The sequence below is a fragment of the Deinococcus cellulosilyticus NBRC 106333 = KACC 11606 genome (assembly GCF_007990775.1).
GTDB classification, from domain to species: Bacteria; Deinococcota; Deinococci; order Deinococcales; family Deinococcaceae; genus Deinococcus_C; species Deinococcus_C cellulosilyticus.
In genome coordinates this window covers 25,510-42,504 of sequence record NZ_BJXB01000028.1, presented here as the reverse complement: position 1 = coordinate 42,504, position 16,995 = coordinate 25,510, and the positions used below count along the sequence as shown (strand labels likewise).

Annotated in this window: 15 protein-coding genes; 8 read left to right on the top strand and 7 right to left on the bottom strand. The window is 57.3% G+C overall.

Annotated features, from left to right (window positions below; all coding sequences use genetic code 11):
- Positions 1-126: 126 nt before the first annotated feature.
- The 3 genes from DC3_RS23365 to DC3_RS23355 all read left to right on the top strand — a co-directional run bounded on the left by DC3_RS23365 (position 127) and on the right by DC3_RS23355 (position 2,781).
- The gene (locus DC3_RS23365; RefSeq protein ID WP_146889075.1) at positions 127-1,014 is read left to right on the top strand and encodes an ABC transporter ATP-binding protein; all 888 of its coding nucleotides are present in this window, start codon (positions 127-129) and stop codon (positions 1,012-1,014) included.
- Positions 1,011-2,120: an ABC transporter permease gene (locus tag DC3_RS23360; RefSeq protein ID WP_146889072.1), complete on the top strand. Its 1,110-nt coding sequence runs from the start codon at positions 1,011-1,013 to the stop codon at positions 2,118-2,120. The genes DC3_RS23365 and DC3_RS23360 overlap by 4 nt, the downstream gene beginning before the upstream one ends.
- Positions 2,121-2,196: 76 nt before the next feature.
- Positions 2,197-2,781, top strand: coding sequence for a TetR/AcrR family transcriptional regulator (locus tag DC3_RS23355; protein ID WP_146889069.1), 585 nt, complete (start codon positions 2,197-2,199; stop codon positions 2,779-2,781).
- A 268-nt stretch (positions 2,782-3,049) separates the two neighbouring features.
- Here the strand turns inward: DC3_RS23355 and DC3_RS23350 are convergent, their stop codons facing one another.
- On the bottom strand, positions 3,050-3,625 hold the full coding sequence (locus DC3_RS23350; RefSeq protein WP_146889066.1) for a hypothetical protein: 576 nt from the start codon (positions 3,623-3,625) through the stop codon (positions 3,050-3,052).
- An 84-nt stretch (positions 3,626-3,709) separates the two neighbouring features.
- Here DC3_RS23350 and DC3_RS23345 point away from each other — a divergent pair, with 84 nt between their 5' ends.
- Positions 3,710-4,258, top strand: coding sequence for a hypothetical protein (locus DC3_RS23345; RefSeq protein ID WP_146889063.1), 549 nt, complete (start codon positions 3,710-3,712; stop codon positions 4,256-4,258).
- Between the two features lie 35 nt (positions 4,259-4,293).
- On the opposite strand, the gene DC3_RS23340 is transcribed toward DC3_RS23345, so the two are convergent.
- Positions 4,294-5,118, bottom strand: a complete 825-nt coding sequence (locus tag DC3_RS23340; protein ID WP_146889060.1) for a helix-turn-helix domain-containing protein — start codon at positions 5,116-5,118, stop codon at positions 4,294-4,296.
- Positions 5,119-5,229: 111 nt separating this feature from the next.
- Here DC3_RS23340 and melA point away from each other — a divergent pair, with 111 nt between their 5' ends.
- Both melA and DC3_RS23330 read left to right on the top strand, forming a co-directional pair.
- Positions 5,230-6,606: an alpha-galactosidase gene (gene melA, locus DC3_RS23335; RefSeq protein ID WP_146889057.1), complete on the top strand. Its 1,377-nt coding sequence runs from the start codon at positions 5,230-5,232 to the stop codon at positions 6,604-6,606.
- 422 nt (positions 6,607-7,028) lie between these two features.
- On the top strand, positions 7,029-7,724 hold the full coding sequence (locus DC3_RS23330; protein WP_222594823.1) for a formylglycine-generating enzyme family protein: 696 nt from the start codon (positions 7,029-7,031) through the stop codon (positions 7,722-7,724).
- A gap of 39 nt (positions 7,725-7,763) precedes the next feature.
- Here DC3_RS23330 and DC3_RS23325 read toward each other — a convergent pair whose 3' ends face one another.
- The 4 genes from DC3_RS23325 to DC3_RS23310 all read right to left on the bottom strand — a co-directional run bounded on the left by DC3_RS23325 (position 7,764) and on the right by DC3_RS23310 (position 14,250).
- On the bottom strand, positions 7,764-9,557 hold the full coding sequence (locus DC3_RS23325) for a PLL family lectin (protein WP_146889054.1): 1,794 nt from the start codon (positions 9,555-9,557) through the stop codon (positions 7,764-7,766).
- Between the two features lie 183 nt (positions 9,558-9,740).
- Entirely contained in the window at positions 9,741-11,012 is a 1,272-nt protein-coding gene (locus DC3_RS23320) for an ABC transporter substrate-binding protein (protein ID WP_146889051.1), read from the bottom strand.
- 309 nt (positions 11,013-11,321) lie between these two features.
- A complete protein-coding gene (locus tag DC3_RS23315; protein WP_146889049.1) occupies positions 11,322-12,887 on the bottom strand; it encodes a S8 family peptidase in 1,566 nt (521 codons plus the stop codon).
- 550 nt (positions 12,888-13,437) lie between these two features.
- Positions 13,438-14,250 carry a hypothetical protein gene (locus tag DC3_RS23310; RefSeq protein ID WP_146889046.1) on the bottom strand — a complete coding sequence of 271 codons (813 nt, stop codon included), beginning with the start codon at positions 14,248-14,250 and terminating at the stop codon, positions 13,438-13,440.
- A gap of 372 nt (positions 14,251-14,622) precedes the next feature.
- On the opposite strand from DC3_RS23310, the gene DC3_RS23305 reads away from it, so the two are divergent.
- On the top strand, positions 14,623-15,249 hold the full coding sequence (locus tag DC3_RS23305) for a LysE family transporter (RefSeq protein WP_146889041.1): 627 nt from the start codon (positions 14,623-14,625) through the stop codon (positions 15,247-15,249).
- 245 nt (positions 15,250-15,494) lie between these two features.
- Here the strand turns inward: DC3_RS23305 and DC3_RS23300 are convergent, their stop codons facing one another.
- Positions 15,495-16,037 carry a hypothetical protein gene (locus DC3_RS23300; protein ID WP_146889038.1) on the bottom strand — a complete coding sequence of 181 codons (543 nt, stop codon included), beginning with the start codon at positions 16,035-16,037 and terminating at the stop codon, positions 15,495-15,497.
- A 494-nt stretch (positions 16,038-16,531) separates the two neighbouring features.
- On the opposite strand from DC3_RS23300, the gene DC3_RS29340 reads away from it, so the two are divergent.
- Positions 16,532-16,672: a hypothetical protein gene (locus DC3_RS29340; RefSeq protein WP_186816213.1), complete on the top strand. Its 141-nt coding sequence runs from the start codon at positions 16,532-16,534 to the stop codon at positions 16,670-16,672.
- The last annotated feature ends 323 nt before the right edge of the window (positions 16,673-16,995 follow it).

Here is a 16,995-nt window from a genome sequence, read left to right as displayed (position 1 = left end):
GATAGAGGACGACACCGCAGGCATCCGTTTTCTGGTGTGATTTGAGGGTGTGATTTCAGACATTGACATTTGAGACGCATGAGACCATACTGAAAGCAAGTACTTACTTGCATTCTGGAGGGGCACATGCCAGTCATCGAAACCCAAAACCTCACCCGGGCCTTCAAGAACCACACCGTGGTCAACAATCTCAACCTCACGGTGCAAGACAGCCAGGTCTTCGGCTACCTCGGGCCCAACGGGGCAGGGAAGACCACCACCATCCGCATGCTCTGCGGGGTGCTCCCCCCGAGCAGTGGAGGGGCCACCATCGCCGGGGTCAGCCTGAAAAACAGCGAGCAGATCAAGGCCAGAATCGGCTACGCCAATCAGGCGGCCAGCGTCTACACCGACCTCACCGTGGAAGAAAACCTCAGCTTCAAAGCCGGGATGTACCTCAAGCACGCCCAGGTCAAAAATGCTGTGGAGCGCACCATGGAGCTCCTGAAGCTCGAACCGTACCGCAAACGTCTGGCGGGTTCCCTGTCAGGTGGCTGGAAACAACGGCTCTCGATTGGCACCGCCATCATCCACAGCCCGAAAATTGTGTTTCTGGATGAGCCCACCGCAGGTCTTGACCCCATCGCCAGACGGGAACTGTGGGATGCCATTTACGACCTGACCCGCGAAGGGACAACGGTTTTTGTGACCACCCACTACATGGATGAGGCTGAACGCTGCCATGAGGTCGCCCTGATCCACTCAGGGAACATCCTCGCGCAGGGCAGCCCGGAACAGCTGAAACAGAACCTCAGGGGGCACTATTACGAACTTGAACCCCGCGATCTGATGGCCGCCCTGCAGCAAAGCAAAACCCTCGGGGTGGATGATGCATGGATCACCGGGTCCAGCCTTCGAGTCAGCAGCAGTCGTCCCATCCCTGAACAGGACCTCCAGCACCTCGGAGCCCGTTCCCGCACCGTTCCCCCCACCCTCGAAGATGTTTTCGTGACCCTGGCCAGAGGTGTGAAATGAGCCGCATCAGCGCACTTGCCCGCAAGGAATTCCTGCAGATCCGCCGCGACCCGATCCTGATTCGCCTGATTGTGCTGCTTCCAGTCATCTTGCTGATCCTCTTTGGTTTTGCCCTCAACACCTCCCTGAAAAACATGAAAATCGGGGTGGTGGACCACTCCAGAGACCGGGCCAGCCAGATCTTCCTGTCCTATTTTGAGAAAGACAACCGGTTCAAACTGGTTCCTGCCGCAACTGTGGATGAGGCCCTGGAACAGGTGCGCAACGGGAAAAGCCACGGAGTGCTGGAAGTGCAGGAAGGGGCCCTGAGTGCCCTCAGGGGAGACAGACCCCTCAAATTCACCCTGCGAATTGACGGCTCGGACCCGCAGGCCACCGCACAGATCCGTGCCCAGGCCAGTGCCGCCATCCAGGATTTCACCAAAAGGGCCCTGGCCGGGCAGGCCCTCACCCGGCAGATTTCCGCTCCGGTGGAACCCACCTTCGAGACCCTCTACAACCCGGACAACCGCACTGCTGTCTTCATGGTTCCCGGCATTGTCGGCCTGATCCTCGCCATGATCACCACGCTGCTCACCTCCATCGGGGTGGTGCGTGAACGGGAAGTGGGCACCCTCGAATCCCTGATCGCCACCCCCATCACCCCGGCAGAAGTGATCCTTGGAAAAATCACCCCCTACTTTGTGCTGGGCCTCTTTGACGCTGCCCTGACGCTCATCATCGGGCACTGGGTGTTCGGGATTCCGCTGGTTGGCAGTGTGTGGCTCATTGCCCTGGCCGCCTTTCTGTTCGTGCTGGTCTCACAGGGCATCGGCATCCTGATCTCCAGTGTCGCGAAAACCCAGATTCAGGCGATGTTTGGGACTTTCGCGATCATGTTCCCCTCGATTTTCCTCTCAGGGATGCTCTTTCCGGTGGAAGGCATGAACACCTTCTTCCGAACTTTGAGCGGCATCGTCCCCCTGAAGTACTTCCTGGAAATCATGCGTGGGGTGATGCTGCGTGGAGCCGGACTGGACAGCCTGTGGACGCAATTTGTCAGCCTGGCGGTCTTTGCGGTGCTGGTGATTCTGGTGGCCTCCACCCGCTTTCGCAAGACCCTGTGAGGTTTTCCCTTCACAGCCCCACGAGAGCTGATAGAGTAGGAAAGATTGCAGGCCACATGAATCTGCAGAGCCCACCATGACCGACACTGACCTGAAAAGCAAAATCCTGGACGCCGCCCTTGAGTGCATGATCGAACTGGGGATTGCAGGCGTCACCACCAAAGCCATCGCTGCCAGAGCCGGGGTCAATGAAGTGACCCTGTTCCGGCGTTTTGGCAACAAAACCAACCTGTTGCGCTCGGTGCTGTCTCGGGAGGCTGAAATGGTTGCCACCCAGGGCTTTCATTACACCGGAAACCTCCGGGAGGACCTGATCGGCATCACCCGGGCTTACCTCGACCTCACCGCCAGACACCCTGGCCTGATCCCGATGATGCTTTCCGAGCTTCCCAGACACCCGGAACTCATGGAGGTTTTTGAAGGTCCCAAGAGCCTGATTTTCACTGCAGGCCAGATCATTGTGCGCTACCAGATGGAAGGGAAACTCAAGCCAGAATTCCCCTTTCAGACCCTGGCCACCCTGCTCGGTCCGATCATCGTGATGCGGCTCGGGCAACGCCTGCTGCCCCAGGACCTCCCACCCCACGAGATCCAGGCAGAGCAACTGGTGGATTTTCACCTGCATGGAAGGAGCAGGCCCTCAGGCGAACAGGGCCTCTGAGTTCCCACTGGCCTGGGACGTCTGTACCGGGTTCACTTGCCATCCTGCTGTGCGTAACCGCTTACCATGGATTTTACTCAGGCCATACAATGGACCTCAGGAAAGAGCACAGATCTTCCCGGTTGCACTCCCCTGCATCTTCTCCTCCCATTCACCTGATTGGGGCGATATGTTGTGATTTCGAAGCCGTGCATGAAAACCCTGAGCCACAGGCACCCAGGGTTTGAATTCAGGTCTGAAATTCATGCCACAGCAAAAGGGAACGTGTTCAATCCTGATGGTTCCCTTCCAGCAGCAGGTGGTACATCTCCGGGGGCAGCACCTGCACCACCAGTCCCGAAATGCTGGTGGAATATGTTCCGGTTGGAGCAGCAGGAAGGGACACCCGAACAGCTTTCCCTCCAGGCAGGCGGGCTTTCACCCCGAGTTCAGGGATCTCGAAAAGCATGTCCTGTTCACTCTGGATCTCCAGAGGCTGTGCTTTTTCGGCCTGCAGGAGCAGGGTGCTTTCCGAATGCAGGCCCTCCACCTGATGCACTTCCCAGCGTCCCCGTTCCTGAATCAGGAGGGGCGCAGCGGGCCTCTGGGGCTGCACGGCATACCAGGAGAGCAGGGCAAAAAGCAGGGTGCTCACAACGGCAAAGGTCAGAAAACGCTGCCCTCTGGGCCTGAATTCCCTTCTGGGCAATTTGAAGGCCAGGCTGGAGAAATGCACCATCCCCCAGCCACTGAGCAGCAAGCCAAGCCCGAGCAGGATCTGCAAAAGCAGGCTGTCTTCGCCTCCCACAGGTCGTCCGGTGTGGGCGAAAGCAAAACCGCTGAGGAAAAACAGGAGCACGATCACAGGTTTACTTTACCTGCCTGCACGGGAAAAATGTCCCGACCTGCTGCACATTTGTTTTTCATCTTCAGGGGATAGTGTGGCCCCATGAGCAACGACCCCCAACCCGAAATTCCTGCTTTCGAGTTCCGCCCTCCCGAGGTGGACCGGGACCGCAAGTTTTCCTTCCTGCACCCCTCCATCCCTGCTGTTGGGGTGATGAGTCTTGCAGCAGCGGGTTTGCACGGTGGGGTCACCGGAGCCCATTTTGAGGAGTGGGTGGGGTACGGCATTTTCTTTCTGGTGTCCACCATTCTGCAGGCTTTCTGGGGAGCCCTGGCCCTCATCAAATTCTGGGAGTCCAAAGAGGCCCTGAATGACCCTTACCCCCGCGCGGGTGTGGTGACCTGGGAAGCTGCTTTTTACCAGGCCGGAGCCTGGGGGAACTTCGCCATTGCCGTGCTCTATGTCATCACCCGCATCTGGGGAGTGCCTTTCGCTGGACCTGCGCTGGGTGAGAAGGAAGCCTGGGATTTCTACGGAATTGCCACCACCATCCTGGAATTCCTGATTTTCGCCCAGGGATTGAAGATGGCCGGAGACCTGAAAAGGGGAGAGGTCCCGATGTCTTTAAATGACCTGCATCGGGAAGGGTGAGGCCCGTTTGGGACAGGTTCTGCTGCCGATGATGCTCAGCGCTGACGGCGAATCTGCCCGGGGGTGAAGCCGGTGAGCTGTTTCACCTCCCGTGACAGGTGCCCTGCAGAGGCATAGCCCAGCAGGGACGCCAGGGCTTCCAGGGACAGTGAAGAGGTTTTCAGGTGCTGAATGGCCCGTTTGACGCGCACTTTTTGCAGGTGTGCTTTGGGTGATCCCTGGCTGTGCACTGCAAACTGGGCCCGCAGGTGGGAAACCGAGGTGCCCAGTTCCCGGGCGATGCTCTGAACGGACGGGTTTTCGGTGCAACGCTCCTCGATCAGGTGTTTCGCTCGCTGCACCAGGGCTTCGGCGGCACTCAGGGTCTGTCGGCTGTCCAGACGCAGCAGGCACACCTCGAATTGTTTCAGGAGCAGGGTCAGCATTTCATTGCGCTCAGGCTGGTGGTTGTTGAATTCCGCGTTCAGGGCGAGCAGCAGCCGTTCCATGCTGCCCGTGCTGTCGTCCAGAAAATGCCGGGCCTGCTCGAAGCCAGGGCATGCAAAGTTCCCTTCAAAAAGCGCGAAGTGGTGGCTGTACCCTTTGCGCGGGGTGTCCCAGTGGGTGGTGCCTCCTGGCATGACAGTGACCATCCCCGGGTGGGTGAGCAGGTGGTGGGTTTCACCGTGCTGCTGCCATCCGAGTTCCACCTGCCCGGTGTGCCAGACGATCACCTCATGTCCAGAGTGATGGTGGGCGGGGAAGGGTGCCCCCTCACGCACACGGTAGGTTCCGATGAAGGTCAGGGGGGCACCAAAAGCCTCATGCTTTGCAGATGCGGCGTTTTGTGCAATATCACTGGCGACTTTCGGCTTGTCCATGGACCCCCACACTTTTATACTGATTTTACCTGAACATCATCCAGGAAACACAACACCCGCTGGATTCATTCTGCCTGAGCTGCAAGGAAGGACGGACCAGAAAGGACCTTTATGGTGAAAATTGCAATCATTGGGGCGGGCGGACATGCCTTTCCCCTGCGGCTCGTCGCGGACATCCTCAGCTTCCCGGCCCTGCAAAACAGCACCCTTGCCCTGATGGACATCAACCCTGAGCGCCTCTCCGTCACGGCCCGACACGTTCAGAAACTCATTTCCCACCACAGGCTGCCCACCCAGGTGCAGGTGACCACGGATCAGCGTGCAGCCTTAAGAGACGCAAATTACGTGATCATCACCTTTCAGGTGGGGGGCCTGGAAGCCTACCGCCATGATGTGGAGATTCCCAGAAAGTACGGCATCGACCAGACGGTTGGAGACACCCTCGGCCCGGGGGGTGTGATGCGCTTCCTTCGCAGTGCACCTGCCTACAAGAGCATCGCACAGGACATGCTGGAACTCTGCCCCGAGGCCCAGCTCATCAATTACGCCAACCCGATGGCGATGGCCACCTGGTACCTCTCAAGCCTTGGCGTGAAAGCGGTGGGGCTGTGTCACAGCGTGCAGGGCACCACCCACATGCTGGCCCGTGAGGTGGGGGTTCCCTACAGCGAACTGGTCTTCAAGAGCGCAGGCATCAACCACCAGGCGTGGCTCCTGTCCCTCACCCACCAGGGCAAAGACCTCTACCCCCAGATCCGGCAGGTGATGCGAGACCGCTACCTGGGACGCCAGCAGGTTGGCCCTCTGCCCACCGACGACGGCAACCACAGCCAGCTCCTCGAGGAAGGCAACGTGTACGAAGGGGGCCAGGAACAGGTCCGCACCAGCATCATGGAACACTTCGGGTACTTTCACACCGAATCCAGCCACCATGCCAGTGAATATTTGCCGTACTTCCGCAAAAACCAGGACCTGTCCCGATCTTTCATCACCCACCGCTGGGACTATTACCAGATCTGCTGTGAAGCGGCCCACGACGACCAGAGTGGCTTTCTGGAAGAATTGCTGCTGGAACTGAAACCCTCCATCGAATACGGGGCGACCATCATTCACAGCATGGAAACCGGGACCCCATCGGTGATTTACGGGAATGTGATCAACACAGGACTCATCGAAAACCTCCCAGAGGGGTGCTGCGTGGAAGTGGCCTGCCTGGTGGACCGCAGTGGCGTGCAGCCCACCCATTTGGGGAAACTCCCTCCTCAACTGGCTGCTGTGAACCGCACCAGCATCAATGTACAGGAACTGGCGGTCCTGGCCGCTCTGGAGGAGAATCTGGATCACGTGTATCACGCCATTGCCCTTGATCCCCTCAGCAGTGCCCTTTTGACCCTGAATGAACTCAGACAGATGACCCGCGAACTGCTGGAAGCAGAGCAGGCGTGGCTGCCAGAATTCTGCCAGCTCCGAACCCCTGCAACCGTTTGACCTGACCACCGTTTGCCACTGTGGGGAACAGCCAGACCGAAGCTTTGAATGGCTTCGGTCTGGCTTCTGAGTTCCCATGACCTCTTAAAGAATCCTGACCGGACTTTGACCTGGAAGAGAAAACGCCCAGGCAAAGCATGGTCGGGGTGCATCAAATGGCGGATGTGATGCCCTTTCTTTTGTGGCATGGTGATTGGGACCTGATGCAGGTCAACAGGAGGCTTCATGCATTTCAGCCATTCCAACACCGAATCCTGCATGCCCGAAAACGTTCTGGCTGCGGATGCAGGCTTTCCGATCAGGGTCAATTTTGCCTCCACCCAGGCTCAACGATGTTCCTGTTAAAAGAATAAAAATTTCACAATCTACATGCAATTCATCCCAATCACTTTCTGGCTCTTTTTCAACTCAAGGAGTGTCCCATGTCACATCCTGAACATCCCAGCCCAGCATTTTTGCAGGCTATTTTCGACTTGATGGTCCCGATTCCAGCAGGGGAGATCACCTTGCGCAACGAAAAAACCCAATCCGCATGGTCCGTGCAGCTTCAGCCCTTCTGGATGGCCCGCGTTCCAGTGACAGAGCGGCTGTTTGCAGCTTTTTGTGGAGGTGCAAACAGCCGCGAACGGCCTGTGACGCAGATCTCATGGTTTGATGCCCTTCGGTTCTGCAACCTTCTTTCTGAAGCTGCAGGCATGAAACCCTGCTACACCACTTCTGGTGATGAGGTGCTGTGGGACCGGACTGCAGATGGTTTCCGTCTTCCCACCGAAGCAGAATGGGAGCATGCCTGCCGTGCCGGGAGCACTGGGGTGCGGTATGGGAAACTTGAGGACATCGCGTGGTTCCGGGAGAATTCTGGGGGCAGCGTCAGGGAAGTCGGCCTGAAAGCCCCGAATGGGTGGGGCCTTCATGACATGATCGGCAACGTGTGGGAATGGTGCTGGGATGTGTTCGACCCGGAGGTGTACGGACCTTACCGGGTGTTCCGGGGTGGAGGGTGGTTCGATGAACCCAGGGGATTGAGGGCCTCATGCCGCCGCAAGAGCCACCCGACATTTCAGGTGGATGACCTGGGATTCCGTCTGGCGCGTTCCATGCCCGTCGAAAGTCCATGAAGGGGGAGGAGGTCAACCCTTCCCCCTTCAAGTTGCAAATCAACGTTTCACGTAGGTTTTGTTGTTCTCCACCCAGGTGACAATCGGGGTGTCCCCATCCAGCGCAAACGCAGGCATGTCTGCTCCTCCGGTTCCGAAGCTGTAAGGGGTGCTTCCCTGGACCCAGCCTGTGCCATTCCAGGTTTTGCTGTAAATCACTCCATCTTCGACGAACACCACCACCGGCTGGTCCTGCGTGTTGATTTTGACGGTGGGGTAATCGGGGTTGGCCGTGAGGCTCACATCCAGAGCCGCCCCCAGCTGCTCCCAGGCCGTTCCAGTCCAGCGTTTCACGTAAACATTGTTGGACTGCCCGACAACGTTCTCCACCCACGTCACCACCGGGCGGTTCTGGCCGTCAACGGCGACATCCAATTCATTGATGGGGTTGCTCAATGTCACATCCAGGGCACCCCCCAGCTGCACCCAGGTGCTCCCATTCCACTGCTTGCTGTAAAGGTTGTAGCTCTGCCCTGATACGAGTTCCAAGAAGGCCACCACCGGACGGTCGTCCGGACCGATGGCAATGGCATTGTCGGTTGAAAACCCAGAAGCATTCACCCGCAAGCTGCCCCCCAGCATCGTCCAGGATGTGCCGTCCCATTGCTTCACATAAGTGTGGAACCCATCCCTGCCTTCCTCGTAGGCCACCAGCACCTGATCCTGGCTGTTGATGGCAACATCCTGCCAGTACACCTGGTTGTCGGTGGTCAGTGCACCTCCCAGTTGCACCCAGGAGGTGCCATTCCACTGTTTCACAAAGGTGGTGGAGCCCTCGGTGTAGGTCACCACGGGCAGATCTGCCCCGTTGATGGCGATGGCGGGATCGGTGTAACTGCTCCAGTTGGTGAATCCCACCACTCCACCCAGCTGTTCCCATGTGTGGCCATTCCAGCGTTTCACCAGAACATCTGCGTGGGTGCCGTGTGGGCTTTCATCCCACACCACGATGGGCGCTCCAGAACTGTCCAGAACAATGTCCGGATGCTTGTTGCCCCGGGTGGGGTCCACGGTCAGGTCATTGCCATAAAAATCCGCATCAGGAATGCCTTCTGTGTAGGCCACCATCAGGGAGAAGCTGAAAGGGGCCAGCTTTTTGTCGGCTGGAATGGGGAAAGACACGCTGAAGGTCATCAAGGCACTTGCCCCGCTGGCAAGGCTGTTCTGGAACTTCCAGCCCTGATTCTTCACTTCGGTGACTTCCAGTCCCGTGGGGTCGGTGACCTCAAAGCCGGTGACATCCAGACCACTGCGGTAGGTGGAGGTGGTGGTCAGGTTCTGCAAGGCGTTGGCTTCCGTGTTGAAGCGTTTGGCGTAGGTGACGGTCAGTCCCTGTGCAGTGCTGTCTGGTGCAGTTGTGCCGTCATAGTGTTTCACATGCTTGAAGGGTGTTCCTGCAATGGTGGATGTGGTGGCGTTGTTGCTGCTGTCCCCATCGGTGTCACTGACCACCACAGGCAGAAAGCCCAGATTGTGGTACGTTTGCCCGCTGGTGTTGGTGACCTCGTAGTGCACCTGGATGTACCGGGTGAGTCCATCTTTGCTGGTGAAGGTTTCTGCCCCCTGGTAGGAGAAGGAGAGCCCGCTGGCCTCGGTCATGCCCTGCTTGTGGATGGACGCAGTCCCGCCCACCTGCAGGATCTGGCTGGTGATGCTGGAGGTGCCCACACCACCAAACTGGATTTCCAGCAGACGGGAATGGTTCGGGAGGGTGGGAAGCTCTGGGGTTTTCATCTGGGTGCTGCACCCGGCAAGAAGCAGGGAAAGCAGGGACAGTTTCAGCCATTTTTTCATGTTTGGACCTCTCAGGGGCACAGGAACCCACTCCATGATGCGTAAAACTTGTGAACAAGTTGTTAACACCTCCTTCACATGCAGGCCCGTTTTTACCTGACCGTCCTGGAAACGCACCTGAACAGTTGAATCCCGAAGAACACAAAACGTTCTCCGGGACAGAGGGTTGAAAGGTTTTGGGTGTTACCAGCCGCGACCTTTGATCCGGTTGAGGTCACTTTCCAGGGTCTTGAGTGCATCGGCAGCTTTTTTCTGTCCGGTCAGCACATCATGCACTGCGCCAGAGAAAGCCTGGGACACCTGGTTGTACTTCAACCCCGTCACCCCAGAAGGACGGGCCACCGCACTGGTGAACACGCTGTAAAGGCTTCCGAAGAAGGGGTTCGCCTTCAGCACTTCTTTGTCCTGATACAGGCTCTTGATGGTCGGGTTGTAGGCCCCTTTGATGGCCCGGCGCTTCTGTTCGGTTTTGCCCGTCAGGTAACGCACCAGCTCAATGGCCGCTGCCTGGTTCTTGCTGTACTTGCTGACTGCCAGTTGCCAGCCGCCCAGTGTGGCCGCGTTCTGACCGGAAGCTCCACCTCTGGGCAGGGGGGCCACGCCGATCTTGCCTTTCACCTTGGATTCACTGCCCTGACCGAGCGCCCAGGCGTAAGGCCAGTTGCGCATGAACGCAGCGTTGCCCGACTGGAAGATCCCACGGGCGTCTTCTTCAGCGTAGGTGGTCACACCCTCTGGACTGATTTTCTTCACCCAGGAAGCGGCCTGCGTCAGGGCTTTTACAGCATTGGCGTTGTTGATGGTGACTTTACCGGTGCTGTCCACCACAGATCCACCCTTGAAAGAGGCAATCCATTCGAGTGCATTGCAGGTGAGACCCTCGTAATCCTTGCCCTGGAACACAAAGCCCTGGAAGCTCTTGTTGCTCTTGCGTTCTCCGGCCTGGATTTTGACGGCCATGCTGGCCAGTTCGTCCCAGGTTCTGGGGGCAGACTTGAAGCCGTATTTCTGCAACAGGTCTTTGCGGTAATACAAGAGACCCGCATCGGTGAACCACGGCATGGACACCAGTTGACCTCCCACGGTGTTGGCCCCGATGATGGCGGGGAAGTGGGCATTCACTTCTGCAGCAGGGATTTTGCCTTTGAGGTTCACGAAGTGCTGATAGAGGATGCCGGGCCAGATCACATCGATCTGGTAGACGTCGATGGTGCCGCTCTTGGCAGCAAGTTGCTGCTGGTAGAGGGCGAGCCGGTCGTTGGTGAGGTTGGGGCTCTCAAAAACCTTGACGGTGTTGCCGGTTTTCTTGGCCCAGGCCGCCACCCCACTCTTGCACATCTCGAGTTCTTGCCCCACCGCGCCACAGGCGATGGTGAGTGTGATGCCTTTTGCACTGGCCTGACCCAGGGCCATGGCCAGGGTGGCCACGCCCAGAATGGACATCCATTTTTTCATGGTGGTTCCTCCTGCGAACAGAGCCACCACCTTGCCTGCCAACGGACAGGAAGGAGGGGAGAAGGGGACTGTGTTCAAGGGTCATGGTACCCTGCAACCCCTCACGGTAAAATGAGAAATTCAGTGTTCTGGAGATGAAAAGACCTCATGCATTTCCTATGTTCTGTGGGAAAACTCAGCCTGTGCCAGAACAGCAGGCTCAGCTGAAAACAGGATCAAGGAAAGGCTGAGAGACATGAAAAGGGATCAACTTCTCGCCAATCAAAAAAAGCAGCCTGAAAATCAGGCTGCCCCTCATGTGGAATCTGCTTACTTCTGCATCCAGAAGCTGTAACTGCCGCTGCCGGAGTACGCCACGATTTCCCAGGTGTAGTATCCACTGCCAGCATTGTAGGTGATGCTCTCATCGCTGCTGGAGGTTTCCGCACGGCTCACCGCCTGCCAGGCACTGCCATTCCATTTGTAGAGCACCAGGTCGAAATCGCTCCCAGCAGGGCCTTTCAGCCATCCCTTGAGGGTTCCACCAGCGTAATTGAAGTATGTGCCGTTCGGCTGGTAGGCGCTCTGTCCACTGCTGAGGCTTCCGGTGTACTTGCTGCAGTTGGTGCCGCTGCAAGGGTCAGTGGTGGGTGGGGGAGTGGTGCCCTGACCCACGAAGAGCAGACGGTTGGGGGTGCCCTTGGGATCGGTGATCTTGTTCAGGGTGGCGGTGTTCACCAGGGCGTCCCGCACCTGCTGCGGGGTGAAGGTGGGGTTCGCGGAGAGCACCAGCGCTGCAGCACCTGCGGTATGAGGACTGGCCATGCTGGTCCCGGAAATGGTGTTGGTGGCGGTGTTGCTGCCAATCCAGGTGGAGGCGATGTCACTTCCTGGAGCGAAAATGTCCACGCAACTGCCGTAATTGCTGAAGCTGGAACGGGCATCGGTGCGGGTGCTGCTCGCCACCGTGATGGCTGCGGGGGTGCGGGCAGGGCTGTAATAGCAGGCGTCATCGTTGGAGTTCCCGGCGGCCAGCACGAAGGTGATGCCCTTGCCGATGGCACTGTTGATGGCGTCATCCATCGCCTGATCGACACTTCTGCTGCGAGGCCCGAGGCTCATGTTCACCACGGCGGGCTTCTGGGCGTTCTGGGCCACCCAGTTGATCGCCTGAATGATCCCCTGGTTGCTGCCGGTGCCGTCACAGCCCAGCACGCGCACGCCCACCAGTTTCACGTTCTTGGCCACCCCGTAACTGCTGCTGCCGATGGTGCCCGCGACGTGCGTCCCGTGCCCCTGGCAGTCCCTGCCGTTCTGGCCGTCATTGATGACGTCATACCCGATGGAGGCCCGGCCTCCAAAGCTGGTGTGGGTGGTGTTCAGTCCGGTGTCCAGCACGTACGCGGTGACACCCGTTCCATTTGAACTGTAGGTGAAGGAGTTGCTGAGGGGCAGGTCCCTCTGGTCGATGCGGTCCAGACCCCAGGATGGAGGGTTGCTCTGGGTGTCGGTGGCGTAATAGGTCTGCACGGCCTGCAGGTAGGCCACCCGTGGATCAGAGGCGAGTTTCTGAATGTTGCTGGCACTGAGTTTCGCTGCAAACCCATCCAGAACTTCGGTGTACACCGCCTGAATCTGCGCGCCCTGACGGTCCAGCCCCAGCCTCTGCACCATCTGGCCTGCACTGAGTTTGCTGATGCTCTGGCCCTGCACGGTGGCCGTCTTGCGGAACACCACAATGTACTGACCGGATTCACTGTTGCCATAAATGGGAGCAGCACTGACGGTGTTGTTCTGGTCAGGCATGGGTATAGAAGCATCCTGCGGGGTGTTGCTGCTGCAGGAAGCCAGGGCCAGGGTGAGGGCCAGTAGAGCTGCGGAAGTGACTCGGTTCATGAAAGTCCTCCTGGAACACCAGACCACAGCGGAGTGCTGCCATCTGGCGGGTGGGCGGTGCGCCCGTTGAATTTTTGAAGATGGTCCACAATAACCATTTTGGCTGTGCATGAAAATCGGGGAATTCACCTAATCCCCTCTGAAGTTCTTTCGGATCTGGTTGTGGAAATGAGAATTTCAATGGAACAGAAGATGAAACAGAGGGTTGTGAGGGTGTCGCCTGCATAAAGCGCTTACGTTATTCAGTGCAAATAAGGGCATAAAGGGTCAGAAGCTCGGCGGAGGACATCTTGACCGTAGAAAGATAAAATATTCACAAAACAATTTCAAAATATATTAACTCACAAATTCTGTTTTGATGCTGAGAACCTCTCTGGAATCCCAGAAATTCCAGATTCCAGGGCACGGCAGTCATCAAGTTCAACCTGTGGATACCAGAATCCTACTGACTTCAAGCTCGGGTTGAAACAAGTCTCGGGTCGGGACAGAGGAGACCCTATCGGGTCCAATTGGCCCCATTCCATGCCCGTACGCCCTGGATGAATGGGAGTCATGGCAACAGAGGATTTCCCTCCCAATCGGTGGGTTCAAACGTCTGGTACAGGTGCAAGAGTTCGGCCAGCGCCCCCTGATCCCCAAGGGTCTGATACAGGTGTACCGCAAAGTCCCGGATGCCATCGAGCGTGCGAGGTCTGACCCTGAGCCCCTGTTCAAACGTCCACCACCGCTCGACCCAGTGGGGCAAATGGTCAGGATCTCTGTCAGAGTTGATGCCCTCCAGGAAAGCAAAGGCTTCTGGAAATGAACCGGTCAGTGTAAAGCAGTACGGGTGTTTGAGCACCAGTTCATTGATGTCCTCTGCGAAAACAGCAGTGGTGTGGTAGCGAGAGTCCGTACAAGGCAGGCCATTGGCAGTGAAATCTTCGAGCCAGGTGAAGTATTCATCCGACAGATCAGTCATCTTTTGGGCCAGTTCCTGATCGGAGTCGGTCAGGGCGCTGAGGTCGGCTTGATGGTGCAAGTTCTGACCGGTTTTTTCCCGGAAGAAGTCCAGAAAGCCATACCACTCAGGTCCAATGTTGATGTACACTCCGCCTCTCTTCTGGTTTGTTCGGGACCAGAACGTGTTCTTTTGCTGTTCAAAGAGGTAAGCCAGAACATTCTGATCGAAGTACCTCAGGATGCCTCTGAGGGTGGTCTCAGGGGTGTACATGTGATGCCTTTCCAACACCATTTCAATTCGATTGATGATGCGGATGTTTTCAGGAGTGTAGGGGCCTGTTGGCTCGGTATCCTTTTTGGTGGGTTTCGTTGGCAAGCCCCTGGTTTTGCGGTTTTCATAAGAGATTTGAAATCTGGGCACTGCTCCAGTTTAGCTGAAGCGGATGCCCAGATTGATGGTGTTGCGCTGCCAGAAATCAGGCAGTGCTTTCCCGAGATCTCATGAGGGTTGGGTGCTGTCCGTTTCTTCTGGTGGATCGGTCTTCTCTACGATAAACAATCTTATCGTAAAATTCTCTGGTTTTTCTTGCGGTGATGATCCAACCACCAGACTTTTTTGGACAGGCCACCCAACAACACCATGCAGGACGACAAAAAACACTTCGTGCACTAAAATCGATTTTAAGGCCCCTCCAGAAGCTCCCAGGTGATTCTGTATCCCCCCAGAACCCAGAATCTCGCCCCCTTAGGCAACCCCCTTCACCTTCAAGGAACAGATTGGATACACTTCAGCATGACCACCCTCATCACCTTGTTCATGGTTCACCTGCTGGCCCTGCTCACCCCCGGACCTGACAGCCTGCTCGTCGCCCGACTCGCCGTCAGCAACACCCGCAAAGCCGGACTGTACGCCGCACTCGGCATCACCCTCGGCAACGCCCTGTGGGCAGGCCTCGCCCTGATCGGATTGCAGGTGCTCTTCCAGGAAGTGGTGTGGCTGCAAACCGCCCTCAAAGTCGCCGGAGGGCTGTACCTGCTGTACCTCGGGTTCCTGCTCTGGAAAGGCTCCCTGAAAAAGACGGCCTCCAGCGAATCCACCACCGAACCCCTCAAATCCAGCAATGCTGCAGCCTTTCGAAGCGGGCTCCTCACCAACCTCGCCAACGTCAAGGCCGTGATCTACTTCAGCAGCATCTTCGTCACCTTCATCACTCCGGGCATGGGCACAGGCCTCAAAGTCAGCATGTTCATGCTGGTCATGCTCGAAACCCTGGCCTTCTTCAGCGTGGTCGCCCTGGTGCTCTCCCTCCCCGCACCCCAGCAGGCCTACCAGAAAGCCGTCAAGTGGATTGACCGCACCGCAGGCACCATGTTCGCCGCTTTCGGTGCCAGGCTGGTGCTCTCCATCCGGGACCACTGAATTCCACAACCCACAGATCCCCCTGTACGCTGCATGCAGGGGGATGAATGCCACACTTCCAGACCAATGTTTTGAAACTGTGCTCTGGTTCAGAGCACAGTTTCAGGGTGAACTGAGATGAAAAAGGGGATTCTGGTGTGAGGGATCAGGTTGTGATATCAATGCATTTGTATTTTAATTGTGAAAAAATGATTTTATAGTTTCTGACCTGAAATCCAAGACCCCAGTGGGTTCAGATCTGGCAGTCAGGTTTTCAGGTCGATGATGCTGCGGACCTCCCTGACCAGTGCGCCAAGCCGGAAATCCTTGTGGTACACGTTGGTGTGCACCACCCGAACGCCACGATCTTGCTGGAGGTTCTGGATGTGCAGGCTCTGTGCCTCTCTGGCCGCCGCGAAAATCACGGCAACTTTGCACCTGTGAAAATACACATCCACCCTCACCCCCTGCACCACGCAGGGACTTTCTGGTTGCTGGTCTGCGTAGGCCTCGGTCAGCAGGTCCACCACATAGCGCTCTGCAGGCAGGTAGAACCACTCGGTTTGCCCTTCCCCACTCATCTCGCGCACCCGTTCCAGAAGGCTTCCCAGGTCTTCTTGCCGGATGGCGGGGACCATGCGGCTCTTGCGGCCATCGGCCATCTCAAACTGCATGCGGGTGTGGGGAATGCGCGCATCCCCGAAGTGGCCAAGCAACTGTTTCCAGAACTGTGCAGGGCGTGAAATGCCCATCCTGGAGAGCACCTGGAAGACGGGCAGGTGTCCATCTTTGATCTGGATGGGGGGCATGAAGACAGTGTACCCCCAGAGGACGGTGTGAAGGGTAAGGCATTATGCAGCCTTCGATGAACAGCGGTGGAAGGGGTCATTTCTCCACTCCTGCATCACCATCTGTCAGGGGAGGGGTGCTCCCGGGGTGGGCTCTCCGGGTCAAACACGGATCGATGGACACGGGGACACCGTGCCTTTCGGGTTCTGAATTGTGCATGGCGTTCTGGTCCTTCCTGTCACGGGGCTTCGGGTGAACCCAGAGGCCTCATGTCCAGAGGGATGGAAGCATGCCTTAAAAGAGCAGTGAAGGAACAATGCCAATGTCCGTTCAATTTAAAGGTAAGACACCTGTCTTCAGCTTACACCCTGGAGGTGATGAGAACGTGGCAGACCACAAAGCAGGGGTTTTCCTGATGTTGATGCCGTGAAGATGTGGCTTTCAGGGTCCATGTGGGTCTGGTGCCCTGAACTCAAGCTTCACCAGGCCATCAAGTTCACCCTTTGCCTTTCAGATGCACCAGCAAACCATGGGCCACCTGCAAAGCCTGGTCGAGCACAGTGGTGACCTGCTGCTCGACCACCAAATCAACATCATCACCCACTTGAATGAAAACGCCTGGTTGCACACCTCGGTTGCAACGCAGCAGACCTGAGAGGCAAACAGGTGCTGGACTTGCAGCAGGGTGATGCCCTCCAGGACGTCCACCCCAGAGCATGGTGACTTGTTGGTCTTCACCGTGCTGTGCCAGAGGATGACCTCTTATGGCCCTTCCCTGCTCTGGTATCTGGGATGTCCTTTGAGGAAGCCGAACGGCTCACCTGGCTGAACCTGATGCACCCGGACGACCAGATGCAGGGGTGCTCCTGATCGGTCACGATGTGCCAAGAGACGTGGACCAGAAAGAACGCATCATTCCCTTTCACAAGGAGAGGTGGCAGCGGGACGACAAGAACCTTCTGTTTCTGGATGGTCTCT